This window comes from Stenotrophomonas maltophilia, from assembly GCF_003970865.1.
Lineage (GTDB): Bacteria > Pseudomonadota > Gammaproteobacteria > Xanthomonadales > Xanthomonadaceae > Stenotrophomonas > Stenotrophomonas maltophilia_AR.
This window is the reverse complement of the sequence record NZ_RXLZ01000003.1, coordinates 86446-113319: the sequence shown is the minus strand read 5'-3', so window position 1 is coordinate 113319 and position 26874 is coordinate 86446. Positions and strand designations below refer to the sequence as shown.

The 26874-nt window shown below is 66.7% G+C and carries 26 protein-coding genes and 1 riboswitch; of the genes, 18 read left to right on the top strand and 8 right to left on the bottom strand.

Annotated features, from left to right (window positions below; translation table 11 throughout):
* Nucleotides 1–79: 79 nt before the first annotated feature.
* The 4 genes from wecB to EKL94_RS01815 are packed head-to-tail and all read left to right on the top strand — an operon-like array spanning nt 80 to nt 8435.
* On the top strand, nt 80–1264 hold the full coding sequence (gene wecB / locus EKL94_RS01830) for a non-hydrolyzing UDP-N-acetylglucosamine 2-epimerase (RefSeq protein ID WP_126927751.1): 1185 nt from the start codon (nt 80–82) through the stop codon (nt 1262–1264).
* A complete protein-coding gene (locus tag EKL94_RS01825) occupies nt 1261–3462 on the top strand; it encodes a hypothetical protein (protein ID WP_126927750.1) in 2202 nt (733 codons plus the stop codon). The genes wecB and EKL94_RS01825 overlap by 4 nt, the downstream gene beginning before the upstream one ends.
* Before the next feature lie 6 nt (nt 3463–3468).
* Nucleotides 3469–5616, top strand: a complete 2148-nt coding sequence (locus tag EKL94_RS01820) for a glycosyl transferase family protein (RefSeq protein WP_126927749.1) — start codon at nt 3469–3471, stop codon at nt 5614–5616.
* Nucleotides 5613–8435, top strand: coding sequence for an NfrA family protein (locus EKL94_RS01815; RefSeq protein WP_126927748.1), 2823 nt, complete (start codon nt 5613–5615; stop codon nt 8433–8435). Before EKL94_RS01820 ends, EKL94_RS01815 begins: the two co-directional genes overlap by 4 nt.
* Here the strand turns inward: EKL94_RS01815 and EKL94_RS01810 are convergent.
* The 3 genes from EKL94_RS01810 to ettA all read right to left on the bottom strand — a co-directional run bounded on the left by EKL94_RS01810 (nt 8429) and on the right by ettA (nt 12599).
* A complete protein-coding gene (locus EKL94_RS01810; RefSeq protein WP_126927747.1) occupies nt 8429–9394 on the bottom strand; it encodes a DUF4434 domain-containing protein in 966 nt (321 codons plus the stop codon). The genes EKL94_RS01815 and EKL94_RS01810 overlap by 7 nt on opposite strands.
* Before the next feature lie 122 nt (nt 9395–9516).
* Nucleotides 9517–10833 (bottom strand): NCS2 family permease, encoded by a 1317-nt coding sequence (locus EKL94_RS01805; RefSeq protein WP_049429488.1) that lies wholly within the window; start codon nt 10831–10833, stop codon nt 9517–9519.
* Between the two features lie 101 nt (nt 10834–10934).
* The gene (gene ettA, locus EKL94_RS01800; protein ID WP_005412220.1) at nt 10935–12599 is read right to left on the bottom strand and encodes an energy-dependent translational throttle protein EttA; all 1665 of its coding nucleotides are present in this window, start codon (nt 12597–12599) and stop codon (nt 10935–10937) included.
* A 253-nt stretch (nt 12600–12852) separates the two neighbouring features.
* On the opposite strand from ettA, the gene EKL94_RS01795 reads away from it, so the two are divergent.
* The 9 genes from EKL94_RS01795 (at nt 12853) to ribD (ending at nt 18969) form a co-directional block, all read left to right on the top strand.
* Nucleotides 12853–13326 carry an RcnB family protein gene (locus EKL94_RS01795; protein WP_126927746.1) on the top strand — a complete coding sequence of 158 codons (474 nt, stop codon included), beginning with the start codon at nt 12853–12855 and terminating at the stop codon, nt 13324–13326.
* 187 nt (nt 13327–13513) lie between these two features.
* Nucleotides 13514–14767 carry a serine hydroxymethyltransferase gene (gene glyA / locus EKL94_RS01790; RefSeq protein ID WP_126927745.1) on the top strand — a complete coding sequence of 418 codons (1254 nt, stop codon included), beginning with the start codon at nt 13514–13516 and terminating at the stop codon, nt 14765–14767.
* Nucleotides 14768–14833: 66 nt separating this feature from the next.
* Entirely contained in the window at nt 14834–15253 is a 420-nt protein-coding gene (locus EKL94_RS01785) for a hypothetical protein (RefSeq protein WP_126927744.1), read from the top strand.
* A gap of 27 nt (nt 15254–15280) precedes the next feature.
* Nucleotides 15281–15715: a hypothetical protein gene (locus tag EKL94_RS01780; RefSeq protein WP_126927743.1), complete on the top strand. Its 435-nt coding sequence runs from the start codon at nt 15281–15283 to the stop codon at nt 15713–15715.
* 86 nt (nt 15716–15801) lie between these two features.
* Complete coding sequence (locus EKL94_RS01775) at nt 15802–16236, top strand: hypothetical protein (protein WP_126927742.1); 435 nt, start codon at nt 15802–15804, stop codon at nt 16234–16236.
* Nucleotides 16237–16339: 103 nt separating this feature from the next.
* A complete protein-coding gene (locus EKL94_RS22595; protein ID WP_260473354.1) occupies nt 16340–16465 on the top strand; it encodes a hypothetical protein in 126 nt (41 codons plus the stop codon).
* A gap of 97 nt (nt 16466–16562) precedes the next feature.
* Nucleotides 16563–16997, top strand: a complete 435-nt coding sequence (locus EKL94_RS01765; protein WP_126927740.1) for a hypothetical protein — start codon at nt 16563–16565, stop codon at nt 16995–16997.
* 197 nt (nt 16998–17194) lie between these two features.
* On the top strand, nt 17195–17716 hold the full coding sequence (gene nrdR, locus EKL94_RS01760) for a transcriptional regulator NrdR (protein WP_004143350.1): 522 nt from the start codon (nt 17195–17197) through the stop codon (nt 17714–17716).
* A 167-nt stretch (nt 17717–17883) separates the two neighbouring features.
* Nucleotides 17884–18969 (top strand): bifunctional diaminohydroxyphosphoribosylaminopyrimidine deaminase/5-amino-6-(5-phosphoribosylamino)uracil reductase RibD, encoded by a 1086-nt coding sequence (ribD, locus tag EKL94_RS01755; RefSeq protein ID WP_126927739.1) that lies wholly within the window; start codon nt 17884–17886, stop codon nt 18967–18969.
* 35 nt (nt 18970–19004) lie between these two features.
* On the opposite strand, the gene EKL94_RS01750 is transcribed toward ribD, so the two are convergent.
* The 3 genes from EKL94_RS01750 to EKL94_RS01740 form a co-directional block, all read right to left on the bottom strand.
* On the bottom strand, nt 19005–19394 hold the full coding sequence (locus tag EKL94_RS01750) for a hypothetical protein (protein ID WP_260473353.1): 390 nt from the start codon (nt 19392–19394) through the stop codon (nt 19005–19007).
* Between the two features lie 134 nt (nt 19395–19528).
* On the bottom strand, nt 19529–20413 hold the full coding sequence (locus tag EKL94_RS01745) for a hypothetical protein (RefSeq protein WP_126927737.1): 885 nt from the start codon (nt 20411–20413) through the stop codon (nt 19529–19531).
* Between the two features lie 151 nt (nt 20414–20564).
* Nucleotides 20565–21185, bottom strand: coding sequence for an outer membrane beta-barrel protein (locus tag EKL94_RS01740; RefSeq protein ID WP_126927736.1), 621 nt, complete (start codon nt 21183–21185; stop codon nt 20565–20567).
* A 187-nt stretch (nt 21186–21372) separates the two neighbouring features.
* Nucleotides 21373–21518, top strand: a riboswitch (FMN riboswitch).
* Between the two features lie 74 nt (nt 21519–21592).
* Between EKL94_RS01740 and EKL94_RS01735 the strand changes: the two genes are divergently transcribed.
* The 5 genes from EKL94_RS01735 (at nt 21593) to thiL (ending at nt 25549) form a co-directional block, all read left to right on the top strand.
* Complete coding sequence (locus EKL94_RS01735) at nt 21593–22219, top strand: riboflavin synthase (protein ID WP_024957263.1); 627 nt, start codon at nt 21593–21595, stop codon at nt 22217–22219.
* Nucleotides 22216–23316, top strand: a complete 1101-nt coding sequence (gene ribB, locus EKL94_RS01730; protein ID WP_126927735.1) for a 3,4-dihydroxy-2-butanone-4-phosphate synthase — start codon at nt 22216–22218, stop codon at nt 23314–23316. Before EKL94_RS01735 ends, ribB begins: the two co-directional genes overlap by 4 nt.
* Before the next feature lie 206 nt (nt 23317–23522).
* The gene (gene ribH / locus EKL94_RS01725; RefSeq protein WP_005408061.1) at nt 23523–23990 is read left to right on the top strand and encodes a 6,7-dimethyl-8-ribityllumazine synthase; all 468 of its coding nucleotides are present in this window, start codon (nt 23523–23525) and stop codon (nt 23988–23990) included.
* Nucleotides 23987–24466 (top strand): transcription antitermination factor NusB, encoded by a 480-nt coding sequence (gene nusB, locus EKL94_RS01720; protein WP_005408062.1) that lies wholly within the window; start codon nt 23987–23989, stop codon nt 24464–24466. The genes ribH and nusB overlap by 4 nt, the downstream gene beginning before the upstream one ends.
* A 120-nt stretch (nt 24467–24586) precedes the next feature.
* A complete protein-coding gene (gene thiL, locus EKL94_RS01715) occupies nt 24587–25549 on the top strand; it encodes a thiamine-phosphate kinase (RefSeq protein WP_126927734.1) in 963 nt (320 codons plus the stop codon).
* A gap of 151 nt (nt 25550–25700) precedes the next feature.
* Here the strand turns inward: thiL and EKL94_RS01710 are convergent, their stop codons facing one another.
* Both EKL94_RS01710 and EKL94_RS01705 read right to left on the bottom strand, forming a co-directional pair.
* On the bottom strand, nt 25701–26072 hold the full coding sequence (locus EKL94_RS01710) for a DUF805 domain-containing protein (RefSeq protein ID WP_126927733.1): 372 nt from the start codon (nt 26070–26072) through the stop codon (nt 25701–25703).
* A 49-nt stretch (nt 26073–26121) separates the two neighbouring features.
* Nucleotides 26122–26844 (bottom strand): fimbrial biogenesis chaperone, encoded by a 723-nt coding sequence (locus EKL94_RS01705; RefSeq protein WP_126927732.1) that lies wholly within the window; start codon nt 26842–26844, stop codon nt 26122–26124.
* Nucleotides 26845–26874: the final 30 nt, after the last annotated feature.

Sequence of the window (26874 nt, the reverse complement as noted above, 5' to 3'; positions counted from 1 at the left end):
TTGGACGGGAACGCCGAAAGGATCCAGACGTGGCTACAACTGCTTGCATCCCGCCGCGCCGGCCGTCCGGAGCGCTGCGGTGAAGGTTCTGTCGGTGTTCGGCACGCGACCGGAAGCAATCAAGATGGGGCCGCTGGTGCGAGCCCTGGCCGAAGCTGCGGACATCGAATCGGTGGTCTGCATCACCGGCCAGCACCGGGCGATGCTGGACCAGGTGATGTCGCTGTTCGAGATCACCGCTGACCATGACCTCGATGTCATGGTGCCCAACCAGACCCTCAATGGCCTGTGTTCCAAGCTGTTCGAACGGCTTGACGCGCTGTACACGCAGGTCCGTCCCGACTGGGTGCTGGTGCACGGTGATACCACCACGGCGATGACCGCCGCGCTGGCCGCGTTCCACCACCGGATTCCGATCGGCCATGTCGAGGCCGGACTGCGCACCGGTGACATCAACCGGCCGTGGCCGGAGGAAATGAACCGGCGGGTGATCGATGTGGTCGGCCACCAGCTGTACGCGCCGACGCCCAGCTCGCGCGCCAACCTGGCCGGTGAACACCTGGGCGGGCAGATCCTGGTCACCGGCAACACCGTCATCGATGCCCTGCAGCAGACCGTAGAGCGCCTGGATGCCGACCCGGCGCTGCGTGCGCGGGCTGACGAACCCTTCCACATGCTTGACCCCGATCGTCGCCTGCTGCTGGTTACCGGCCACCGCCGCGAGAGCTTCGGCCAGGGCTTCGAGGACATCTGCCGCGCGCTGGCTGAGCTGGCCCGGCGGCCGGACCTGCAGGTGCTGTACCCGGTGCATCTGAACCCGAACGTGCAGGGCCCGGTCAACGCCCACCTCGGCCATCTCGACAACGTGCACCTGGTGCCGCCGCAGGACTACCTGCGCTTCGTGCGCCTGATGCAGCGCGCCGACGTCATCCTCACCGACTCCGGTGGTGTGCAGGAAGAAGCGCCTGCGCTGGCCAAACCCGTGCTGGTCATGCGCGACGTCACCGAACGCCCGGAGGCGGTCGAGGCCGGTGTGGTGACGCTGGTCGGCACCACGCCCTCACGCATTGTCGAAGCGGTCAACGCGGCACTGGCACAACCACCGCACCCGACCCGCTTCGATCCCGACGCCAGCCCCTACGGCGATGGTCGCGCCAGCGTGCGCATCGTCGCCGCGCTGCGTGGTACGCCGCTTCCCGAATTCTCGCCCGGCCTCCGCAGCAGCGGCGCCGTCCACCCCCATCCACGCGAAGTGACGCCATGACCCAGACCGGCCGCTCTCCCCTGTTTGCATCCGCCGCCGCGTTCGTCCTGTCGGGCGTGGTGGGCAGTGCCCATGCCGCCGACAGCGTCGCCGGCCAGTTCGCCGAGTGGAGCGGCGACGGCACGGTCAGCCGGCAGATGACCCTGCGCGAACTCGGTTTCCGCCAACCGCTGGTGCTCAGCGGGCAGGAGAGCCAGCGCGAGATCTACCTGCCGGTGCCGGCCGGCGTCGCCACCCGCGATGCGCAGCTGCAGCTGGATGGGCGCTATGTGCGCGGTCACGCCGGGCGCACTTCCGGCCTGTGGTCGGTCGATGGCGATCCGATCGCCGCACGCTCGATCACCGATGCACAGGGTGACGCCAGCCAGCTGCTGGCCATCGATGGCGAACCCCGCCAGAACGGCTTCGTGCGGGTCGGTGTCGGCTGGTGGTCGATCGTGTCCGACTACCAATGTGCCGACCAGAGCGCGCCGGCCAACGTGCTGCGGCTGTCGCCGGACTCGCGCTTCAGCTACCGCTTCGACGGCCGCGCCGTGGACACCGTGGCCAAGGCCTGGGGCGCGCTGCCCCCGCAGGTGCGCCTGCTGGTGGACGGCAAGGCGCTGCAGGCCCCCATCTACGACGCGGCCTGGCGCATTGGCACGGCCCTGCAGGCCGGTGGCAAGCAGGTGCAGGTGGTGGGACTGCCCAAAGTCGGTGACAGCGTCGACCTGACCGGCATCAGCATCCCGGCCAGCCTGCAGGGTGTGCCCGCTTATGCAGCGTTGGCCGCAGGCGAGCGCGCATATGTGATCAAGGATCTGGCTGAAGTGGGGGCACTGCTGTCGCTGCGTGACAGTGGGCCATTGGCCGCAGAGGTGATGATCGGCAGCGATGCGTTGCGGGCCGGCGTGCGCGCGGCCCTGGATGCGCTCGCTGCACAGGTCGGCGCCACCGGCGCCGATGCGGTCACGGCGTTCGCTGTGTGGCGTGGTACCGACATGGGCGGCCTGGAAAAGCCCGCCGCCAACGCGTCAGTCAGCGTGGTGGCCGTTGCCGGTCGTCCGACGCTGGTGGTCGACCCAGCGGCGGCGGGCAAGGTTTCCGGACTCTTCGCCGAACAGTGGCGCAGCTATGCGCTCGGCCGCAGCCTGCAGGTCAGCGCAGCGGGCACGCCGAAGCTGGACGGTGACCAGGTGCTGCTGAGCCGGCTCGGCAACATCGCCGGCACGATGGATGTCGTCACCCGCGCGGACCGCAGCGCCACCTTCGACCTCGGGGCGCTGTCGGCCGATGGGCGCCTGCCCGAAGAGGTGGTGATCGATGTCTCGGCGGCTCCCAACGCGGCCGGGCAGGGCGCGGTGGCGACGATCTACTTCAACGACTATCTGCTGGGCGGCAAGGTGCTGTCGGCCAACGGCCAGCCGCAACGGCTGGTGGCCAAGGTGCCGGCCTACGCGCTGTCGGCACGCAACGAGATCCGCGTCAGCTTCCTGCGCCAGCCGGCACGCCCCTACTGCCACGATCCGGCCACCGCGTATCCGGTCTCGATCCTGCCCAGCAGCCACCTGACCCTGGCCAAGCGTTCGCTGGGCAGTGACTTCGTCGGTGCCAGCAGTCAGCTGTCACGCGGCAACCAGATGTTCGTGCCCGCCACCTGGCTGCAGGACGCGCCGGCATCGCTGCGCAAGGTGATCGCGGTGGCCAGTGCAGTGGGGGCCTCGCCAGAGGCGTCGGAGCTGAAGGTGGTCGATGCCGGTGCGGCGGTCAGCCCGGGTGCGCCGTGGCTGGCCTTCGGAGTGGCGCCGTCGGGTGTCGATGTGGCCGGCCTGAAGGACGGCCACCTGCTGATCGGCGGCAAGCCGCAGCCGCTGCTGGATGTCAGCGGCCTGGACCGCGCCGCGGTGGTGCAGGTCGGCACCTCCGGTGGCCAGCTCGGCGTGCTGTACAGCGATCTGGGTGCACAGGCACCGTCGTTCGGCGCACCGTTCCGGCTGCTGCGCGGTGATCTCGCGGTGCTCGACGGCAGTGATGCCGTGCGCGAGTTCGATCGCCAGGATCCTTACGGAAGCCGCGTTGCCCAGGATGGCAATCCGCAATCGAAGTGGGAACGGCACATGGTCTGGTTGCTGCTGCTGGTCGGCGTGATCGTGTTCGCGCTGCTGGCCGCCCGCGTCACCCAGGTGCGCCGCCGCAAGTCCGCCAACGCAGGGCACTGATCCACCGTGGACGGTCTGTTCTGGAACATCCAGCTGGCCAACTACTACGCCGTCCTGGAAACCACGGCGGCGGCGGTGGCCGTGCTGATCCTGATCTCCAGCCTCGATGATCTGTTCATCGACGTCTGGTACTGGGTGCGCGAGAGCTGGCGCGCGCTGACCATCAAGCGTCGCGAAGCGTACCGGCCGCTGACCCAGGAAGACCTGATGCAGCGGCCGCAACAGCCGCTGGCGATCATGGTGCCGGCGTGGATGGAGTACGACGTCATCGCGCAGATGGTGGAGAACATGATCAACGTACTCGACTACCGCGAGTACGTCGTGTTCGTCGGCACCTATCCCAACGACCAGCAGACCATCGATGAAGTCGAGCGCATGCGCCGCCGCTACAAGCGCCTGCGCCGCGTTGAAGTACCGCACGACGGGCCGACCAGCAAGGCCGACTGCCTGAACTGGCTGATCCTGGCGATCTTCGATTACGAGAAGCGCCACGACATCGAGTTCGCCGGCGTGATCCTGCACGACAGCGAGGACGTGCTGCACCCGATGGAACTGCGCTTCTACAACTACCTGCTGCCGCGCAAGGACATGATCCAGCTGCCGGTCACCTCGCTGGACCGCGAGTGGTACGAACTGGTGGCCGGCGTCTACATGGACGAATTCGCCGAATGGCACGCCAAGGATCTGGTGGTACGCGAGAGCGTGTCCGGCATGGTGCCCTCCGCAGGCGTCGGTACCTGCTTCTCGCGGCGCGCGCTGCTGGCGCTGAGCGCGCAGACCGACAACCAGCCCTTCAACACCGACAGCCTCACCGAGGATTACGACGTCGGTGCGCGACTGGCGGCGATGGGCATGCAGTCGATCTTCGCCCGCTTCCCGGTGCAGTTCCGCGTGCGCCGCCCGTCATGGTTCGGCTGGGGACCGGTGCGCGAGCGCACCCAGCAGATGGCGCTGTGCGTACGCGAATACTTTCCCGACAACTTCCGCGCGTCGTACCGGCAGAAGGCACGCTGGGTGCTGGGCATCGGCCTGCAGAGCTGGGAGTCGCTGGGCTGGCGCGGCTCGCTGGCCACCAAGTACCTGCTGGCGCGTGACCGCAAGGGCATCATCACCTCGTTCGTCAGCATCATCGCCTACCTCATCTTCCTGCAGCTGCTGCTGTTCTGGCTGTTGAAGATGACCGGGCTGTGGACGATGCAGTTTCCCAGCGTGTTCCAGGCCGGTACCTGGCAGATGAATGTCGCGCTGCTGACCACCGCAGCGCTGGCGACCCGCGTCGTGCAGCGCTTCTACTTCGTCAACCGGTTGTACGGCTGGGAGCACGCACTGATGTCGATCCCGCGCATGGTGGTCGGCAACATGATCAATTTCATGGCCACCGCCCGTGCCTGGAAGGTGTTCCTGGCCTACCTGCTGTTCGGCAAGCGCATGGTCTGGGACAAGACCATGCACGACTTCCCGGATGCGGCGCAGCTGGTGCAGACCCGCAAGCAACTCGGTGAACTGCTGACCACCTGGCAGGCGGTGGAACCCGAACGCCTGCAGCAGGCGCTGGACCAGCAGCAGGCCGGTCGCCAGCAACCGCTGGGCCGCATCCTGCTCACCCAGGGCTGGCTGGATGATGAAACGCTGGCCGAGGCGATCGCCTTTCAGGGGGACCTGCCACGCGCGGTGATCGACGTGGATTACCTGCGCGCCTGCCAGTTCCCGGTCAGTGCCGATGCCTGTGTGCAATGGCGCATGCTGCCCTTGCCGCCGCGCCAGCAGGGAACACTGCGGCTGGCCGTGGCCAGCCCATTGCCCGAAGACGCGTTGGCCCTGCTGAAGCAGGAAACCCGCAGCGAGCACATCGAACAGAGCATCGCCCGCGAAAGCGAGATCAACGCGGGCCTGCGCCTGATCGGTGGCGACCGGCAGTGGCAGCTGGACAATGTGCCCCTGCTGGGTGACCTGCTGGTGGAGATGCGCCTGATCGATCATGCACGCTTCGAGATCGCACTGGACGACTACATGCCGCAGCGCGACGGTCGCATCGGCGACTACCTGGTCAAGCAGGGCATCACCACCGAAGAGGCCGTGGCCCAGGCCATGCAGGAGCAGCGCAGGCGTGCGGCCACGCTGCAGTCGCCGCCTCCCGGAGCCTTACCGGCATGAAGACCACCCTGCTATCCACCGTCATTGCCGTGGCACTGGCCACGGCCGCCGCGCCGGTGCTGGCGCAGGCCGATGCGGCACTGCCGCTGTCCGGTGCGGCCTACCGCATCGCCGAGCAGGCTTTTGCCGCCTATGAACGTGGCGATTACCCCGCCGCCTACCGGCAGTCCAGTGAAGCGATCCGGCTGCGCCCGGATGTGGTGCGGCTGCGCCTGCTGCAGATCTATGCGCTGCAGAAGCTTGGTCGTGGCGCAGAAGCGCAGCAGCAGGCGCGCCGTGCGCTGGCCGCGGGGATGAAGGATCCGGCCTTGCCGGCGCTGGCGGCCGCTGCGCCCAGGACGACCACAGGTGCCGCGCGCAGCACAGCGGTACCGCGTGCACCCGCAACGGTGGCCGACCGCAACAATCGGCAGGCCTACATGCTGGCAACCGAAGCCTATGCGGCCTACGACGCCGGGCAGATGGGCATCGCCGCCAGCAAGGCCGAGCAGGCGTTCCGGCAGCAGCCGAAACAGGGCGCATGGGCGCTGCTGTGGGTGGTCGCGCTGGAGGCACAGCAACAGCCCGGACAGGCCGACGCCGCCATCAGCACCGCGCTGCAGCTGGGCGCACCGAATGTCGAAGAACTGCGCACGCGGCGCGTGGCATTGGGCCGCCAACGCGCGCTGCTGCAGGCCCAGCAGGCCTATCAATCGCTGTCCGCAGGCGAGGATGCCGCCGCCATTGAGCAGGCGCACGCCGCCGTGGAGCTGGCCCCCGACGTTGCTTCATACCGGTTGCTGCTGATCACCGCGCAGCTGCAGGGCGATCAGCTCGCGAACGCTGAGCACAGTGCTGATGCGGCATTGCAGGTGGATGCCAACGACCTCAATGCACGGGTGATGCGTGGCTACCTGCGCCAGCGCCAGGGCAGTGTGGCGCTGGCCAATGAGGATTTCGACGCCGCGCTTGCCTCGCCGGGATCAACAACGCAGCAGCGCAACGTGCGCCTGCTGGCGGTGGATGCTGCGCTGGCCGCAGGTGATCGGGTACGCGCAGCTGCACTGCTGGCACCGTTGCAGGCGGCGGTACCGGCAGGTGAAGGCGATGCACGCGCGCAGCAGCTGCTGCAGCAGGGCATCGAGCAACGCAGCAGGGCGATCCGCTCCAGTCGCGCGCTTCCCCGCATCAGCGCCCAGGCCTACCCGGCACCGGTCCAGCACTGCCAGGCCGGTGACAGCGGCAACGTCTGCGAACTGATGCCGGCCGACCTGCAGGGGGATGGCGGTGCCGCACAGCGTGCCTACGCTGCCTACGCGCGCCAGGATTACGCCGATGCCATCGGTGAGGCACGGCAGGCCGTGCAACTCGCGCCGGAGGACGCGAACCTGCAGGGCCTGCTGACCACCACACTGGCGTCGGGCAACCGTACCCAGCAGGACGAAGCGCGGCAGCGCCTGGATGCAGCACTGGCGCAGCACCCCGATGAAGCGGGCGCGCTGATGCAGCGCGGCTACCTCAACCAGAAGGCCCGCGAGCCGGCGCGCGCACTGGCCGACTTCCGTGCCGCCGAGGCCACCGGCAGGGCACCGAAAAGCGTAGTGCTCGACCAGGCCTATGCCAGCGCAGCCAACGGCGACCATCCACAGGCGGTGACGCTGCTGCGTAGCGCCATTGATCGCGCCGATGCCGGTGAGCTGCCACTGGATGCGCACCAGCGCTACAACGTGCGCAATGCCATCGCCAATTACTCGCGCGAGTGGGGCGTGATCGCCTCGGCGGGTTTCCGAGGTGCGCGCCAGGCGGCGACCAATGTCGGCGGCGCGGCGATCAGCACGCCGGGCGATTCGGTGTTCAGCACGCTGGAGGCGTTCTGGCGGCCCCCGGCCTTCAACGACCAGCATGGCACGCTGGAACTCTACGCGCGCCTGCTCAACACGCTGTACGACGAGGGCGGCACCTACGAATCGATCCGCGCGGTGGACCCGTGCACCGGCGAATCAACGCCGGATGCGCGTGCACGCGCCGAGCGCCTCAGCCACTCGCGTTCCACTACCGGCTGGCCGTCCACCATCGCCTCGTTCGGCCTGCGCTACGCCTTTGGCCAGACCGGTTTGAGCGCCGGTGTCGAGCGCCGCCAGTTTCTCGGCAGCGCAACCCGCCAGGGCGAGGTCTACCCCGAGTCGGCAGCAGTGCAGTGCCGCCTGCAGCTGGCGCTGAACCGGCCGCTGGAAGCCAGCACGCTGGCACGTTACCGGCTGGCCAGTGGTTCCGGTGGCTGGATGTCCTACCTGACCTACGGCTATTACCACGGCACCGATCTGCGCACCGATGTGAACCAGTGGTGGATGGTCAGTGGCTACGCGCAGGGGGGATATACCTGGGACGACAACGGTGCCACCTTCACCCTCGACGCGCTTGATGCCAACGGCACGCCGGTGCGGCGCCTGGGTGAGGCCAATGGCCGCCTGCATCGCGAACAGTGGTTCGCAGCCGGTGAATTACGCGCCGGGCGCAGCTTCCGTTTCGGTGCCGGGCAGACGCATTGGGTGATCACACCCTATGTCGTGGTCGGTGCCGATTGGCTGGACCAGCGCTCGCGCGTGCGCGACATCCGTTACCCACTGTTCCCGGCGCAGTCGTTCGCGCTCAACGATACGCAGCGCAGCTGGTCACTCGGCGCAGGGCCAGGCGTGGGCGTGCGCTACTGGTTCCGAGAGGACCACTACAACACGCCGCGTTCCTACCTGGACCTGACCGTGCAGTACCGCTTCGCGATCGGTGGCGGTGATACGCAGCGTGCCAAGGGCCTGTTTGCCACCGCCATCCTCTACTACTGAGCCAGCCCCCAGCGCCGCCGCAGCGCCGCCGCCTGCGGTGTGTCCTGGGTCAACCATGGCTCCAGCGCATAGACCAGCACCTGTTGTGCGCCGCTGCCGCGTGCCCATGCCAACTGCCGCTGGATGCGTGCGGCATCGGCGGTTTCGCCCTTGAATCCGCTGCCGTCGGCAGGGCCGCTGGGCAGTTCGCGGAACAACTCAACGATCGCATCGAAACCGATGCCGTGTGCGTGGAAATGATCGAGCAGCGGTTGCAGCTGCTGCACGTTGCCGGCACCGGCCACCCCCACGCCATCCTGCACCATCGGCCGTAGCGTGGCCTGTGCCAGCACCGCCTGCCACAGCGTGACCAGGTTGCCATCGGTCTGCAGGCGGCTGAAGTAACAGGAGATCGCACAGTCACCGCCGCGCGCGCTGGCGGCCTCCACCAGCCCGTGCAGCCATTGCGCCAGCCACTGCTGGCGGGCCGGATCAGCCCAGTGGTACTGCTCCAGTTCGTAGGGCAGGTACCAGCCCTCGAAGGCCGGCTGCTGCGCCCAGGGGGCCTGTGCCAACCAGCTGCGTGCATGCGCGAGGCTGTCGGCAAGGAACGCCTGCAGCATGGCATCGTCGGCCCCGATCGCCTGCCACCAGCGTTGCTGGAAGGGCAGTCCGACGCGGATGCGGATGTCGTTCTCGCTGGCGGCAGTGAACAGCTGCTGCAGGCTGCCGTCGGGCAGCGACCAGTCGCCGTCGCTGCCACCGACGATGCCGGTCCATTGCAGCACCAGCTGACGGCAGCCCAGCGTATGCGCAAGCTTCAAGGATCGCTGCCAGTCGGCCAGGCCCCACTGCAGGTGGATGCGCCACGGCTGCAGGAAGGTGCCATCCACCTGCACTGGCAGCGAGCAGCCGGGCAGGGTGGCGAGCATGCTGGCCAATGGCGCCAGCACCGCCGAGCGCAGCAATCGACGGCGCAACGGCGAAGACGGATCCGCGGGAAGGGCAGGCCGAACCATGCCCGCATCATCCCAGAGCGCCGTGCGTGGCGGGTGAACCCCGCGTCCGGTAGTGCCGGCCGCTGGCCGGCATCACCTACCGCTTATTCCAGTGCGTAGCGCAGGGTGAACAACACCGCCACCAGCCATACCGCCGGATGCACTTCGCGCCAGCGGCCGGTGCCTGCCTTCAGCGCGGCGTAGGCGATGAAACCGAATGCCAGACCGTTGGCGATCGAATAGGTGAACGGCATCGCCAGCGCACACAGTGCCGCTGGCACCGATTCGGTCAGGTCGCTCCAGTCCACTTCCACCAGCTCACGCAGCATCAGGCCAGCCACGAACAGCAGTGCTGGCGCGGTGGCATAGCTGGGCACCATCGCCGCCAGCGGCGAGAACAGCAGCGCGGCCAGGAACAGCGCCGACACCACCAGTGCGGTCAGGCCGGTGCGGCCGCCCACCTGCACGCCCGAAGCGCTTTCGGCAAAGGCGGTGGTGCTGCTGGTACCGAGCAGCGAACCGGCCACGATCGCCGTACTGTCGGCCAGCAGCGCGCGGCCGAAACGCTTCTGCGCGCCCGGCAGCTTCAGCAGGCCGGCACGGCCGACCACGCCGTACAACGTGCCGGTGGCATCGAACACCTCCACCAGCACGAACACCAGCACCACCTGCAGCAGCACTGCGATCGGTGCGCCGCCGTCATGGTGCAGCAGGCCCGGCAGGTCCAGCTGCAGGAAGGTGGGTGCCAGGCTTGGCGGCAGCGAGACCAGGCCCTGGTACTGCACATCGCCCAATGCCCAGCCAGCGCCGGTCACGGCCAGGATGCCGATCAGGATCGCACCGCGGATGCGGCGCGCTTCCAGCACGGCAATCAGCAGGAAGCCGGCCAGTGCCAGCAGCGGCGGCGCCGTGTTCAACGGGCCCAGCGCCACCAGCGTGTCTTCATTGCCGACGATCACGCCGGACTTCTGCAGCGCGATGATCGCCAGGAACAGGCCGATGCCGGCCACGATCGCCGAGCGCAGCGATGACGGAATACCCGATACCAGCCACGCGCGTACACCGGTCAGCGACAGCACCAGGAACACCAGGCCGGAGATGAACACCGCACCCAGCGCCTGCTGCCACGGCAGGCCGGCGGCACCGACCACGGTGAAGGCGAAGAACGCGTTCAGGCCCATGCCTGGTGCCATGCCGACCGGGAAGTTGGCGGCCAGCGCCATCACCGCCGAACCCAGTGCGGCGGCCAGGCAGGTGGCCACGAACACCGCGCCCGCGTCCATGCCGGTGGTGCCGAGGATCTCGGGGTTCACGAAGACGATGTAGGACATCGTCAGGAAGGTGGTGACACCGGCCAGCAGCTCGGTGCGCACGGTGGTGCCGTGCTGCTGCAGCTGGAACAGGCGCTCGAACAGGGACATGGGGTCGCTCATGGGTAGATGCCGGCCGCTGGCCGGCATGCATGGTCGGTACACATTGCAAAAAGGAGAAAGGCCGCGCGAGCGCGGCCTTTCCTGTTGCCTTATTTCAGCGCCTTGAAGCGCAGGCGCTTCGGCGCAGCGTCGTCGCCCATGCGGCGGCGCTTGTCTTCTTCGTACTCGCGGTAGTTGCCCTGGAAGAACTCCACGTGCGAGTCGCCTTCGAACGCCAGGATGTGGGTCGCGATGCGATCCAGGAACCAGCGGTCATGCGAAATGACGAAGGTGTTGCCCGGGAACTCCAGCAGCGCATCTTCCAGCGCACGCAGGGTTTCGATGTCCAGGTCGTTGGACGGTTCGTCGAGCAGCAGCACGTTGCCACCCTGCAGCAGGGTCTTGGCCATGTGCAGTCGGCCACGTTCACCACCGGACAGCGAACCGACCATCTTCTGCTGGTCCTGGCCCTTGAAGTTGAAGCGGCCGATGTAGGCGCGCGACTGGATCTCGATGCCGTTGATGTTGAGGATGTCCAGGCCGCCAGCGATTTCCTGGAAGACGTTGTGGTTGCCTTCCAGCGCGTCGCGGCTCTGGTCCACGTAGGACAGCTTCACGGTCGGGCCGACCACGATCTCGCCGGTATCCGGTTTTTCCTGCCCGGTGATCATCTTGAACAGGGTCGACTTACCGGCACCGTTCGGGCCGATGATGCCGACGATGGCACCGGCCGGCACCAGGAAGCTCAGGTTGTCGAACAGCAGGCGGTCGCCGAACTTCTTCGAGACGTTCTTGAACTCCATCACCGCATTGCCCAGGCGCTCGCCCGGCGGGATGAAGATTTCGTTGGTCTCGTTGCGCTTCTGGTAATCGACCGACTGCAGCTCTTCCAGGCGGGCCAGACGGGCCTTGCCCTTGGTACGGCCGCCCTTGGCGTTCTGGCGCGACCATTCCAGTTCCTTCTGGATCGCCTTCTGGCGGGCCTTTTCCTGGTTGTCTTCCTGCTTCAGGCGCTCATCCTTCTGGGTCAGCCAGTCGGTGTAGTTGCCCTTCCACGGAATGCCGCGGCCGCGGTCCAGTTCCAGGATCCACTCGGCGGCGTTGTCCAGGAAGTAGCGATCGTGGGTGACCGCCACCACGGTGCCGGTGTAGCGCGCCAGGAACTGTTCCAGCCATTCCACCGACTCGGCGTCGAGGTGGTTGGTCGGTTCGTCGAGCAGCAGCATGTCCGGCTTCTGCAGCAGCAGGCGGCACAGGGCCACGCGGCGCTTTTCACCACCGGACAGCTTGCCGACCACGGCATCCCACGGCGGCAGGCGCAGCGCATCGGCGGCCACGTCCAGCTGATTTTCCAGGGTGTGCGCGTCGCCCGCGGCCAGGATCGCCTCCAGGCGCTCCTGTTCCTTGGCCAGCGCGTCGAAGTCGGCGCCTTCCTCGGCGTAGGCCAGGTACACCGCGTCCAGCGCGGCCTGTGCCTGCAGCACTTCGCCCACGCCTTCCTCGACCGCTTCACGCACGGTCTTGGTCGGGTCCAGCTCCGGTTCCTGCGCCAGGTAGCCGACCTTGATGCCCGGCTGCGGGCGGGCTTCGCCCTCGAAATCGGTGTCCACGCCGGCCATGATCTTCAGCACGGTGGACTTGCCGGCGCCGTTCAGGCCCAGCAGGCCGATCTTCGCGCCCGGGAAGAAGGACAGCGAGATGTCCTTGATGATCTGCCGCTTGGGCGGGACCACCTTGGACACGCGGTTCATGGTGTAGATGTATTGCGAGGACATGCGGTCTCCGTAGGCGCGGCCCTGCGCCCGACCCGTCACGGGAACATCCCGTTGCGGCAGCGGGCACAGACTGAAATGGAATACCGCCAATTATAGCCGGAACCGGTTCCGGGCCGCGCCCGGGAAGGGGCGCCGGGCTGGCCGCGGCCTGAATACCCGGTCACAGTCCTGCAGCGGGAAGCGTTTCCAGCCGGAAACGGTTCAGATCGGGTGCGCAATATGGGTTCACCACCCACCCGAGCAGAGGTCTGACATGCGCATCAATCGAGTAATGGCCGGCGCCGTGGCCTCTGTGCTGGCGCTGGGCGCCGTGGCCCCGGCTTTCGCCGACAACGACCATCGCCGCGACCACGACCGCCGTGAGTGGCGGGAGGATCGCCGTGAATGGCGCCACGACCGCCGTGACTGGGAACGCGACCGCCGCGAGGCCCGGCGCGACTACCGTCAGGATCGCCGCGAGTGGCACCGCGACCATGACCGCTACTACCGCCCGGCGCCGCCGCGTGTGGTGTATCGCCCGGCCTATGGCCCGGGCTATGGCTGGAAGGTCGGCCATCGCTACCGCGACTATTACCGCGGCCCGATCTATGTGGTGAACGACTACCCGCGCTATCACCTGCGTCGCCCGCCCTACGGGCACCAGTGGATTCGCGATGACCGCGGCAACATGCTGCTGGTGGCCATCGCCACCGGTGTGATTGCCCAGTATGTGCTCAGCAACCGCTGAGGATCGTGGCCGGGGTCGGATCCCTTTCCAACGGAAAGGGCTCTGACCCCACAACATCAATCGAAACCATACGGGGCCGGATTCCTTCGGGGATGCCGGCCCCGTCCGTTTCGGCCCCAGCAGGCCGGTGCGGGGCTACAATCGAGGGCTGAGTCGTACCCCCTTTCCCTGCCTGCTGGAGTACCCGATGTTCCCGCGTGACGTCCGCATCGAATCCTACGATCCCGAACTGGCCAAGGCCATCGCCGCTGAAACCCAGCGCCAGGAAGACCACGTCGAGCTGATCGCCAGCGAGAACTACACCAGCCCGGCGGTGATGGAAGCGCAGGGCAGCCAGCTGACCAACAAGTACGCCGAAGGCTACCCGGGCAAGCGCTACTACGGTGGCTGCGAGTACGTGGACATCGCCGAGCAGCTGGCGATCGACCGCCTGAAGCAGCTGTTCGGCGCCGACTACGCCAACGTGCAGCCGCATAGCGGTTCGCAGGCCAACCAGGCCGTGTACTTCGCCCTGCTGCAGCCGGGTGACACCATCCTCGGCATGAGCCTTGCCCACGGCGGCCACCTCACCCACGGTGCCAAGGTCAACGCCTCGGGCAAGCTGTTCAACGCCGTGCAGTACGGTGTGAACGACCAGGGCCTGATCGATTACGACGAAGTCGAGCGCCTGGCCCTGGAGCACAAGCCGAAGATGGTCGTGGCTGGCTTCTCGGCCTACTCGCAGGTGATCGACTGGGCGCGCTTCCGCGCCATCGCTGACAAGGTCGGTGCGTACCTGTTCGTGGACATGGCGCACGTTGCCGGTCTGGTGGCTGCAGGCGTCTACCCGAGCCCGCTGGAGCACGCCCACGTGGTCACCTCCACCACCCACAAGACCCTGCGCGGCCCGCGCGGCGGCATCATCGTCGCCAAGGGTGCCAACGAAGACCTGGTGAAGAAGCTGCAGTCGATCGTGTTCCCGGGCATCCAGGGCGGTCCGCTGATGCATGTCATCGCCGGCAAGGCCGTGGCCTTCAAGGAAGCACTGGAACCGGGCTTCAAGGCCTACCAGCAGCAGGTGGTGAAGAACGCCCAGGCGATGGCCAACACGCTGATCGCGCGCGGCTACAAGATCGTCTCCGGCGGCACCCAGAATCACCTGATGCTGGTCGACATGATCGGCAAGGACGTGTCCGGCAAGGACGCGGAAGCGGCGCTGGGCAAGGCCCACATCACCGTCAACAAGAACTCGGTGCCGAACGACCCGCGTTCGCCGTTCGTGACCTCGGGCCTGCGACTGGGTACCCCGGCGGTGACCACCCGTGGTTACGTCGAACAGGACTGCGTGGACCTGGCCAACTGGATCGCCGACGTGCTCGACGCGCCGAGCGATGACGCCGTCATTGCCCGCGTGCGCGATGCCGTCAGCGCGCAGTGCCGCAAGTACCCGGTCTACGGGTGATCGAAGCAGGGGTCGGATCCCTTCCCGCAGGGAAGGGCTCTGACCCCGGCATTGGAGCAACCGCGCATGGATGAGCGCCACCTCAAGTACCTCTACACCGCCCTGGCGGTGCTGTTCGGCCTGCCCAGCCTGGCGATGGGCGGCGCGGCGGCGACGATGCTGCTGCTGATGGGGCTGGGCCAGTTCGGTCATGGCACGCTGGCCTCGGTGACGGTGATGCCGCTGTGGGGCCTGGCCGGCATTGCCGGCTGCCTGGCCTGGTTGTGGCTCAGCGCGGGTTTTCTGATGCAGGGGCGTGCCGGGCTGCACGTGCACCGCCTCTGGTGGTGGATGCTGCTGGCGGGCGGTCTCGCCGCCTTGCCCCCGCTGGGGCTGGCGCTGTGGTGGGGCATCGCCGTGCACGGCGAAGGCCTCGGCTTGTTGCTGTTGGGCCCGTCGATGCTGGTGCCGGCTGCGATGCTGGTGTGGATCAAACGCCGCGCATGACGTGGCCCATGGAAGGAGATCGAACGCATGGATGAGCGTCTGCACAAACGCTGGATGGCGATCGCCGGCCTGCTGGTGGGCCTGCCCACCGTGGCGGCGGGTGGCACGGGGGCCGTGCTGGGGCTGATGGTCGTATGGGACGGCAAGTACCTGACGGGCGACGAGCACAGGTTGTTGCTGCTGTGGTCGTCGGCCGGAATCATCGGCCTGCTGTCGTGGTTGTGGCTGAGCGGCCTGTTCCTGTGGCGCGGTGTCACAGGCCTGCGCCACTCCCCGGTTGTTGCCTGGGTAGGGCTGGGGCTGGGGGCGCTGGCCGCGTTGGGCGTGGTTGCCGCCACGCTGTACTTCACCTTCAAGCACGGGGAAATCTCTACATTGGCCTTCCTCGGCTTTGGCCCGCCGCTGCTGGCGATGGCCGGGCACCTGGCGTGGCTGCGCTGGGGCGCGACCGACGCTGTGTGACTGGTGGTTGGAAGTTTCAAAGAAATTGCATGGTGTGCCGCAGGCGTCAGGACTAGGGTCTTCCGAACTACTGGAAGGAGCCCCCGATGCAATCCTGGCGCCGCCGACACGGCCTCTACCTGCTTCTCCACAGCCTTCTTTTTTCCATTCCCTGCGCGTTGGCTGGCCTGTTGGGTTCGCTGCTGTTCCTATGGGTATGGGCGCACGGCGGTGACAACAGCGCACTTCTTGCATTGCTTGCGATGTGGGGTCTGCTCTCTGTGACGGCGATCCCGCTTGTTTTCCAGCTCGCAAACACGTGGCAGATGCGCGGACCGGATGGATTGAAGCCCGCCGCGCCAGTGCTGGGGACGCTGTTTCTAGTGTCAGCTGCTCAGGCTGTGTCCGCGTCGGTGATAACAGTTTCAAGTCTTGGAGTGGATCCGATACTGCTGATATTGGCAATCGGTTGGGGGGCTCCCTGGATCAGCCTTGCCTGCCACTTCCGATGGCTGTCGAAAGCCAGCGGGCCAGTCAAGTGAAGCGGAGTTTGCTGGTCGGGCCCTTCTCAAGTGCTGTTGCAAAACTGTCAAAACCCTTCCGGCAGGTATTCCCCTGAGCCAGGCGTACCGATTCGCCTTCGGCGTGGTCGCCGCCACGCTGTACTTCACCTTCAAGCGCGGGGAGATCTCGACATTGGCCTTCCTCGGCTTTGGCCCGCCACTGCTGGTGATGGCCGGGCACCTGGCGTGGCTGCGCTGGCGGACCTGAGCTTTTTCTTCCCTGCCTCTGATTTTCAGACAAGTTGCATGGTGATGTAGAAATTCCCTGGCTAACTTCTCAAGAGTTTTCATCTTGGGAGTCACCCATGAACACATCCGTTCAAAGGAAACGCATCAGGGTGCTCTGGCATCTGCTGCTGTTCTCCATTCCTTGTGCGATGGCAGGTGTGCTGGCTACGCTGGTTCTTCTGATGGTGTGGCTCAGCCGCCAGCCATCAGAAGCGTTTCTGATGGCTGCCGCAAACTGGGGGGGCATGTCGGTCTGGAGCGCGTATGCAGCGCTGATGCTGGCCAACACTTGGCGGACTTGCGGTGCAGAAGGGCTGCAGTCCCAGTCCACCTGGCTGAATGCCTTGCCGGTGGTGTCTGCCTTCCAGGCCGTTGCGGCCGTCGCGATGCTCTTCACAGCCATTGGTTGGGAGCCGGCAGCTCTGCTCTATGCTCCCTTCCTGATGATTTTTGGTGCCCCATGGGCCAGCCTGAGCTGGCATCTGCGGCGGCTTTCAAGGCTGGAGGAATGACCAATTCGGCTTGTACGCCGTCGATGTCCGGTCGGAAGGCCCGGTTGAGCGGGTAGCCCAGACCTCGCTGGACGCTCTGTTTAGCCGAAATGCAGGCACTTCCGCGCAGACAGCATTTGCTGCGGGGCCCTTTCTCAGGTACCTTTGCGACGCTGCCATGACCGTGGCAATAGGTACTTCCCTGAGCCAGGCGTTCCATGCATTGCCCCTTCTGCCAACATGCCGATACCCGGGTCATCGACTCGCGCGTCTCCGAAGACGGCGCGACGATCCGTCGTCGGCGTGAATGCGAAGCTTGTGGCGAGCGCTTCAGCACCATGGAAACGGTCGAGCTGAAGCTGCCGGCCATCGTCAAGAGCGATGGCACCCGCGAGGCGTTCGACCAGCGCAAGGTCCGTGCTGGCTTCGACCGCGCGCTGCAGAAGCGTGCGGTGGCCGAAGACAAGATCGAAGCGGCAGTACGCGCCGTGGTCCACCAGTTGCGCATCAGCGGCGAGCGCGAAGTGCCCTCGATCAAGGTCGGCGAGTTCGTCATGAACGAACTGCGCAAGCTCGACCATGTCGGCTATGTGCGCTTCGCTTCGGTCTACCGCAGCTTCGAGGACGTCGCCGATTTCCGCGAGGAGATCGAGAAGCTTGAACGCGACCTGCCGTCCAGTACCGAACAGCTGCAGCTGCTGGGCGATGTCATCGCCCTGACCAAGAAGAAGAAGGGCTGACCGCCTCTGCTTTGGTGGGTGCCAACTTCGGTTGGCACGATGGCGCTCCATCCACGCATGGCGTGGATCTACCTTTACCTGGTGGGTGCCAACCTTGGTTGGCACAGTGGCGCCCATCCACGCATGGCGTGGATCTACACAGCCACCGGCGGCGTTACCATGGCCGCATGACCACCCCGTTCTCCGTTCTCGACCACCTGCACATGGCCAACGCACTGCGTCTGGCCGAGCGTGCCGCCTACACCACACGCCCGAACCCGATGGTCGGCTGTGTCATCGCCCACGGCGAACGCGTGGTCGGACAGGGCTGGCATCAGTGTGCCGGTGGACCGCACGCCGAAGTGTTCGCGCTGCGCGAGACCGGCAGCGAGGCCCGCGGTGCCACCGCCTACGTCACGCTGGAGCCCTGCGCACACTACGGGCGCACACCGCCGTGTGCGCTGGCACTGATCGAAGCGGGCGTGTCGCGCGTGGTTGCCGCGATGCGCGATCCGTTCCCGAAGGTCGATGGCGGTGGCTTTGACCTGCTGCGCAATGCCGGCATCGAGGTCGCCGAAGGACTGATGGCGATACAGGCGCGTGAGCTCAACAAGGGTTTCCTGTCGCGTGTGGAGCGCAATCGGCCGTGGTTGCGGGTGAAGCTGGCGGCCAGCCTTGATGGCCGTACCGCGATGGCCGATGGCAGCTCCAAATGGATCACCGGTCCAGCCGCGCGCGAAGACGTGCAGCACTGGCGTGCGCGTGCTGGTGCGATCCTGACCGGCGCCGACACGGTGCTGGCTGACGACCCGATGCTGACCGTGCGCCTGGCCAGTACCGAGGTGATGCCACCGCTGCGCGTGGTGCTCGATTCGCGGCTGCGTTCGCTCGAATGCAGCCGTGTGCGCGAGGGCGGAGCACCGACGCTGTATCTGCACGATGCAGCGGTGAGTGCACCGGATACGGCCGACGCAGAATTTGCCAGCGTGCCCAGTGTTGACGGCCGTCTCGATCTTGGCGCGGTGCTGGCACTGCTGGCCGAGCGCGGCATCAACGAAGTGCATACCGAAGCCGGCGCCACCCTGGCCGGTGCGCTGCTGCGCGGCGGCTGGGTGGACGAACTGCTGCTCTACCAGGCCCCCACATTGCTGGGCGACAACGGACGCCCGCTGCTGGCCGGCCTCGGCATCGATGCCATGGACCAACAGCGCCGCCTGCGTGTGGTTGACCAGCGCCAGGTCGGTGAGGACATCAGGCTGCTGCTGCGTCCATGAAGGAATGACGCAGAGCAGGGGCTACGCCCATGGCGTCAGGCCGCTTCGTCGTCTTCTTCGCCGACCGGGCACTGGCCCTTCCACTGCTGCTTCCACAGCACATGCAGGTCGCGGCAGTATGCGCCCAGTGTCTCGCCCGGCAGTTGCCTTGCCTTCAACCGCAGCTGGCGGCGCGTAAAGCCGTCGTCGTACTCATCCGGCAGTACCAGCACGGCACACTGATCGTGGTACATCAGGAAATCGCGGCAGTGGTCGTCATTGCTCATCCACGCATCCAGGTGCCTGTCGCTCAGCAGGGTCGACTCGAAGGCGACCGAGGGTTGGACGACGAAGATCCTGGTGGCTTTGAACCTGGACGCTTCGGCCTGCCAGCACACCATCAGCGCCAGCAACATGAGCGCGGTCGACGTCATACGGTGTTTCATGCGGTTGCCCCGGTGGAAGAGGGCGACAGCATTGACCATGCAGGCCGCGCAGGGCCATGCAACGGTTCTGAAAGTGCAGTCGCCCTTGTCGTCGGCGACGATGAGCCGAGCGCGGGCTCGGCTCTATGCGTGGCTCACGCGCACTCGTCGGTCCACATCATCTCGGCGATCGGGCGCAGTGCCTTGCACTCCTGCGTCATCTCGTCGGTCGACTTCACCTGCGCCTTGGCCCTCAGTTCCTCGGCCATCGCGTCCACGCCGCTGATCTGGTCCGGTGCGATCTTCGCCACGCAGCTGCGGTGCTGCTGCAGCAACAGGTCGCAGCCCGGAACGCCGGTTACCTTCGGCGCGTTGGCCGCCTGCGCGTCCTGCATCCAGTCCTCGAACGGTGCCAGCGCACCGGCCACGGTGCCCACCAGATCATCGAAGTTACCGCTGTACCAGTAGCCATTGTCCTTGGCCGGGTACAGGGTGAAGGTGCCGCTGGCCGGCACGCGCGCGCCACTCTGCAGTGCCTGGGTATAGGCATCGGTGAACTGCTTGCGCGCGGCCGGGCTGGCATCGTCGGCCAGGCTGGCGGCGAACAGCGGGCGGACCTTGCCCAGGTCAGGCACCTGGCAGCTGTAGGTGATCCGCGCCAGCTTCTGGTCTTCAACGTATTCGTTGTCTTCGATCACGCTCTTGGTCGCGCGGCATTTTGAATCGCGCAGTGCCTTGGCATACAGCGCTTCGGTGGCCGCAGCATCGACCTTGGCGCCGGTGCTGGCCAGTACCGTCTGCCAGGGTTCGGCCAAGGCCTTGGCCAGCGCACCCGGGTTCGGGGTCACGGCGTCCTGGCCCTCGAACGCCGGCTTCAGTGCGTCGTTGAGCGTGCGCGTGGCGGCCGCGTCGTCTTCCAGCAGCACGCGTGCATACAGGTCGAAGGCCTGCTCGGGCGTCAGTTGGGCCGGTGCCGCGCTGGCAATCAGCGGGGCGCACAGCAGCACGCTGGCCAGAAGGGTACGGGTGGGGGTCTTCATGACGGTGTTTTCCTGTTCCAGAGGCGCGCAAGCCTAGCGCATCTGCCCACACTTTCGATGGCGCGATGCAGCCAGGTGACGGTGTGCAGCGGACAAAAAACGGGCCCCTTGCGGGGCCCGTTCGATCGCACGACGAGGAGCGATCGTTGGATCAGAAGCTGGCGCGGACGCCGGCCGAGTACTGGGTGACGTCGCGGTAGCCGGAGATCTCGCCCACCAGACCCCAGGTCTTGGTGAAGTTGATCTGGCCGCCGACGGTGCCGACCCAGGTGCCCTTGAAGTTGTTGCCGCCGTCCATGTAACCGGCCTTGGCCCAGGCTTCGGTCATGCGCGACGGCTTGCCACGGATGCCCATGGTGACGCGGCCCAGGTTGGTATGATCCTTCTGGCTGAAACGCAGGCCGTCGTAGCGGACGGTGGCTTCGGCGTTCTGGCGCACCCACGCGGCATCGGCGGTGAAGTCCAGGCGGTCGGTCCACGGCATGTGGTAGCCGATGCCGAGCTCCGGCTGGTTCAGTTCCAGCTTCAGCGAATCATTGCCGTAGTGATTGGTCTTGCTGGTACGCGACCAGCCACCGAACACGTAGACCTGTTCGGCGATGGCTACCGAGCCACGCAGGTAGCCGCCGTCGACCTTCGGGTCGTCCAGTGCGTTGTCGTCAACCTTGACCTGCGTCCAGCCGCCTTCAACGTAGGTGTAGCTCAGGGCGTCGGCCGAAGCCGAGAACGGGGCGGCGGCCAGCAGGGCGGCCACGATCAGCATCTTGCGCATGGGAATTCCTGTGAATTTCAGTCCTTTGGCGGGCCTGCCCAACGGGCTGCCCGTGGCGACCTCATGTCGTCCGGGGCAGGATTTTAATGAAAGTTTTACAAATTGCGAGCGACGGCCGTCACAGCTGTGGCATCCAGCCCCGTTCAGCCCGGGCTGGTACACTAGCCACGCCGGTTCGCCGGTACACAAACGTCTTCAGGGCGGGGTGCAATTCCCCACCGGCGGTAGGTGCGCAAGCACGAGCCCGCGAGCGCTCCGGCCCACGGCCGGGGGTCAGCAGATCCGGTCCAATGCCGGAGCCGACGGTCATAGTCCGGATGAAAGAAGACGGTGCCACAGGGCTCATGCCCTGCGTGCGCCTGTTTGCCTTGCGGCGTTTTTCGCTCACTTTTCGCGGAGAACGTTACTTGTTTACTGGAATCATCGAAGGCGTCGGCCGTCTGGCCGCACGCGAATCCATCGGCGGCGATGTCCGCTTCACCTTCAATGTCGGGAATCTGCCGTTCGACAACGTGCAGATGGGCGAGAGCATTGCCATCAACGGCGTCTGCCTCACCGTCATCGCATTCGACGCCAGCAGCTTCCAGGCCGATGCCTCCACCGAGACCCTGGGCCTGACCACGCTGGGTCAGCTGGGCGAAGGGTCGGTCATCAACCTGGAGCGCGCCATGCGCCCGACCGACCGCCTGGGCGGCCATCTGGTCAGCGGCCACGTCGACGGCTTGGGCCAGGTGCTGTCCATCCACGAAGACGCGCGTGCCCAGCGCTGGCGTTTCGCCGCGCCGGCCTCGCTGCGCCGCTACATCGCCAAGAAGGGCTCGATCTGCGTGGACGGCGTCAGCCTCACCGTCAACGAAGTGGACGACGAAGGTTTTGACGTCGCCCTGATCCCGCACACGGTCGCCAACACCGCCTTCTCCGCCGCAGGCGTGGGCAGCGCGGTCAATCTTGAAATCGATCTGGTCGCCCGTTATGTGGAGCGGCTGATCAGTGTGCCGACCAACGGTCAGCACCCACAGGGAGATGTCGCATGAATTTCGCCCCGATTCCGGACATCCTGGAAGACATCCGCCTGGGCCGCATGGTCGTCATCGTCGATGACGAAGACCGCGAGAACGAAGGCGACCTGATCATGGCTGCCGAGCTGGTCAAGGCCAGCGACATCAACTTCATGGTCACCCATGGCCGTGGCCTGGTGTGCCTGCCGCTGAACCGTACCCGCGCCGCCGATCTCGGCCTGGCGCCGATGGTGCAGGCCAATACCGCCCAGTTCCAGACCAACTTCACGGTCAGCATCGAGGCCGCCGAGGGCGTCACCACCGGCATTTCGGCGCATGACCGCGCCCACACCATCCGCACCGCGGTGAAGCCCAACGCCAAGCCGTCGGACCTGCACCAGCCGGGCCACATCTTCCCGCTGATCGCCCAGCCGGGTGGCGTGCTGACCCGCGCCGGTCACACCGAAGCCGCCGTGGACATGGCCATGCTGGCCGGGCTGGAACCGGCCGGCGTGCTGGTGGAGATCCTGAACCCGGATGGCAGCATGGCGCGCCGCCCGGAGCTGGAAGTGTTCGCCCGCGAGCACGGCCTGAAGATGGGCTCCATCGCCGACCTGATCGCCTACCGCCTGGCCACCGAAAAGACCGTTGAACGCGTGGACGAGCGCGAGATCGACACCGAGTTCGGCCCGTTCAAGCTGGTCACCTACCGCGACCGCATCGCCCACGACCTGCATTTCGCCCTGGTCCGTGGCACGCCGGATGCGGAAACCCCGACCCTGGTGCGGGTGCAGGTGGAAAACCCGTTGGCCGACCTGCTGCACTGGCGCCGTGACGACTTCGGCGTGGCAGCTACCGATGCCCTGCGCGCGATCGATGCCGAAGGCGCCGGTGTGATGGTGGTGCTGCAGGCCCCGCGCGACGGTGAGTCTCTGCTGGCCCGCCTGCGCCAGCAGCCTGCGCCGGTGGTGCCGGGCAAGGACAAGGATGTGAGCCAGTGGCGCCGCAACGGTGCCGGTGCGCAGATCCTGTCCGACCTGGGCCTGGGCAAGCTGCGCGTGCTGGGCACCCCGCGCCGCCAGATCGGCCTGGCCGGCTATGGCCTGGAAGTGGTGGAGACGGTGACCCTGTAATGGGTAGTGCCGGCCGCTGGCCGGTAACCGCATCCCCGGGATTGCCGGCCAGCGGCCGGCACTACCACACCTCCGCCAACGGTGGGTGCCGACCCCATGCCACCGGTGGGTGCCGACCGTTGGTCGGCACGCTCTGGGCCCCGCCGATCACGGCCGGGGCCCATCCACGCTAGAATTACCCCCTTATCGAGTCCCCCAAGCCGCATATGAGCCACTTCGAAGGCGATCTTCGCACTCCCGAATCGGCGCGCTTCGCCATCCTGGCCAGCCGCTGGAATGCCCGCATCACCGACACGCTGGTCGCTGGCGCCCGCCAGAGCCTGGCCGGCAACGGCATCACCGAAGCCAACATCGACGTGATCCGCGTGCCGGGTGCCTGGGAACTGCCGCTGGTCGCCGCGCGCCTGGCCGCCGCCCATGAACATGCTGCCATCCTCACCCTGGGCTGCGTGATCCGTGGCGATACCCGCCACTACGAACACGTGGCCGACCGCTGCGCCGAAGGCCTGATGCGCGTGCAGCTGGACTTCGGCGTGCCGGTGCTGAACGGCGTGCTGGCGGTGGAACGTGTTGAAGACGCCGAGGCCCGCGCAGGCGGCAGCCACGGCAACAAGGGCGAGGAAGTCGCACTCGCCGCATTGGAAATGGTCAATCTTCTGGAGCAGCTGCCATGAACAAGAACACCCAGGGCAAGCCCTCCGGTAAACCCGTCCGCCGCGATGGCGTCGATCCGGTGCTGCGCTCGCGCGCCCGCCGTCGTGCCGTGCAGGCCATCTATGCCTGGCAGATCTCCGGCGGCAACGCACAGTCGTTGATCGCCCAGTTCGCCCACGAGCAGGCCCGCGAAATCGCCGACCTGGCGTATTTCGAGGCGCTGCTGCACGGTGTGCTCGACAACCGCCGCGACATCGATGAAGCGCTCGGCCCGTACCTGGACCGTGGCATCGAAGAAGTGGACGCGATCGAACGCGCAGTGCTGCGCCTGGCCGCCTACGAGCTGCGCTACCGCCTGGACGTGCCGTACCGCGTGGTGATCAACGAAGCCATCGAATCGGCCAAGCGCTTCGGTTCCGAACACGGCCACACCTATGTCAACGGCGTGCTGGATCGTGCCGCCGTGGAATGGCGCAAGGTCGAATCGGGTCACTGACCCACCTGTGGTAGTGCCGGCCGCTGGCCGGCAGCTGCAGGGATCCTGAGGTTGTCGGCCAGCGGCCGGCACTACCGCCCACCGCGCCCTGCGCGGCACGTACAACAGCGGGAACGCCCCATGTCCCTGGCCGAATTCGCCCTCATCGACCGCATCCGCGCCCGCACCCTCGAGCGCGACGACATACTGCTCGGCATCGGCGACGACGCCGCGCTGCTGCAACCGCGCGCCAACGAGCAACTGGTGGTCACCGCCGACACGCTCAACAGCGGCGTGCACTTTCCGGTGGAAACCCCGGCCTTCGACATCGGCTGGAAGACCCTGGCGGTCAACCTGTCGGACCTCGCCGCGATGGGCGCGCGCCCGGCGTGGTGCACGCTGGCGTTGTCGCTGCCGGAAGCCTCTGAAGACTGGATCGAGGCCTTTGCCGATGGTTTCTTCGCCCTGGCCGACCAGCACGACATCGCGCTGATCGGCGGTGACACCACGCGCGGCCCGCTGTCGCTGTCGGTGACCGCGATGGGCCAGGTCGGGCGTGGCCAGGCGCTGCGCCGCGATCGCGCGCAGGTGGGGGACGACCTCTGGGTCAGCGGCACGCTGGGTGATGCCGCCGGCGCGCTGCGCCTGTGGCAGCAGGGGGCACTGAGCGTGACCACCGCCACGCTGCTGGCCGACTACGAAAGCCTGCGCCTGCGTCTGCTGCGGCCGACGCCGCGTGTGACCCTGGGCCTGCGCCTGCGGGCCTTCGCGCACGCGGCGGTGGATGTGTCCGATGGCCTGCTGGCCGATCTGGGCCATATCACCACGCGCAGCAACGTGGCCGCGCATGTCGATGCCGATTCGCTGCCGATCTCGCACGCGCTGCGTGAGCTGCTCGGCCGCGACGTTGCGCGTGACTGCGCACTGCGCGGGGGTGATGACTACGAACTGTGCTTCACCGCCGCCGCCGACCAGCGCGACGCACTGCACTACCTGGCCGAATCGCTGGACGTGCCGCTCACCCGTATTGGTCGTATTGCCGAAGGGCAGGGCGTGCACGTGGACGGCGAAGCCGCCGACGGCGGATATCAGCACTTCGCGTAGCCGCAGCGGTACTGCGCGGGTGAGTGCCAACCTTCGGGGTGGGGTCAGATCGATGTTGCTCTGGTAGGTGCCAACCTCGGTTGGCACGAATGTGTAGTCGCTCGTGGCAACACCGTGTCGACCAAGGTCGACACCTACCAACACGGGCTGGTTACACGTGCGGAACCGGTGCGCCGAAACGGTTGTCGCCCGGCGTGCTGGGCAGCAGCAGGAACACCAGCAGCGCCAGGCTGATGAACGGTACGAACGCCAGCAACAACCACCAGCCCGAGCGATCGGTATCGTGCAGGCGGCGAATGGTTGCCGCAATGCACGGCAAGGCAAACACCAACCACATCACCACGCTCAGGCCGGTCGACAACAGGGCCAAGCCCTGCGAACCGCTGTAACCGGCATAGAAGCTCAGCACGTACAGCGGAATCGAAACGATCCCGATGAACAACTGGAACCACCAGTACTCACTGCGGCCGGCACGCCCGCTGAACTGCGCATAGCGGGTAAGCGGAATCATCATCTTCTTCATGTTGCGCGTTTCTCTCATCAAGTAGCGCCGAGCCATTGCCCGGCGTCAATCAGTGAACGACCTTTGCCTGGGCATCGCGCGTGGTGCCGTAGTCATCCAGCCACTGGAAGGTCAGGCTGGTCGGCATCGATGCGCCGGCTGGCAGCGGCAGCCGCACCTGTGCACCGGGCGCGATCATGTCCGCCGGTACCCGGCTGCCATCGGGCAAGGTCAACGAAGCCAGCGTCACGTGATAAGCAGTGGGATTGCTTACCTGCAATGCCCCTGATGTCACGCGCCACTGCAACTGGCCCGGCGCATCGCGCGCCTGGCCCGGCAGGCCGGCGGGACGATGGAACAGCTTCACCCGCGTGCGCACCGCGAACTGCAGCAGGTTCTTGTCGCCGGCATTGGCGGGCTTGGGCGGAATATCCAGCAGGTTGAAGTAGAACACCGACTCGCGATCGGTCGGCAGCGGCGGCTCCGAGGGTCGCGGCGCATAGGTGATCCGATAGGCCTGTCCCTGCTTGGCCTGCAACAAGCGCGGCTCGGACGGGGTCAGCCGGAACGGCGTGCGCACATTCTCCGGCCGCGCATGGCTGTCGCCGGCGTCGATCCAGATCTGCGTCATCGCGGGCCGCTCACCCACATTGCTGGCCTTGACCGTGACATCGCGGCTCTTGCTGGCGTCGTGCACGATGCGCGTGCCTTGCAGGGTGACCGCGGCCTGCGCCGGCAGCACAAGCGCGGTGGCCAGCAGGGCCGGCAACCACAACGATGGGCGGAGTTTCATGGAATACCTCATGCAGGAGGTGCACGCGCG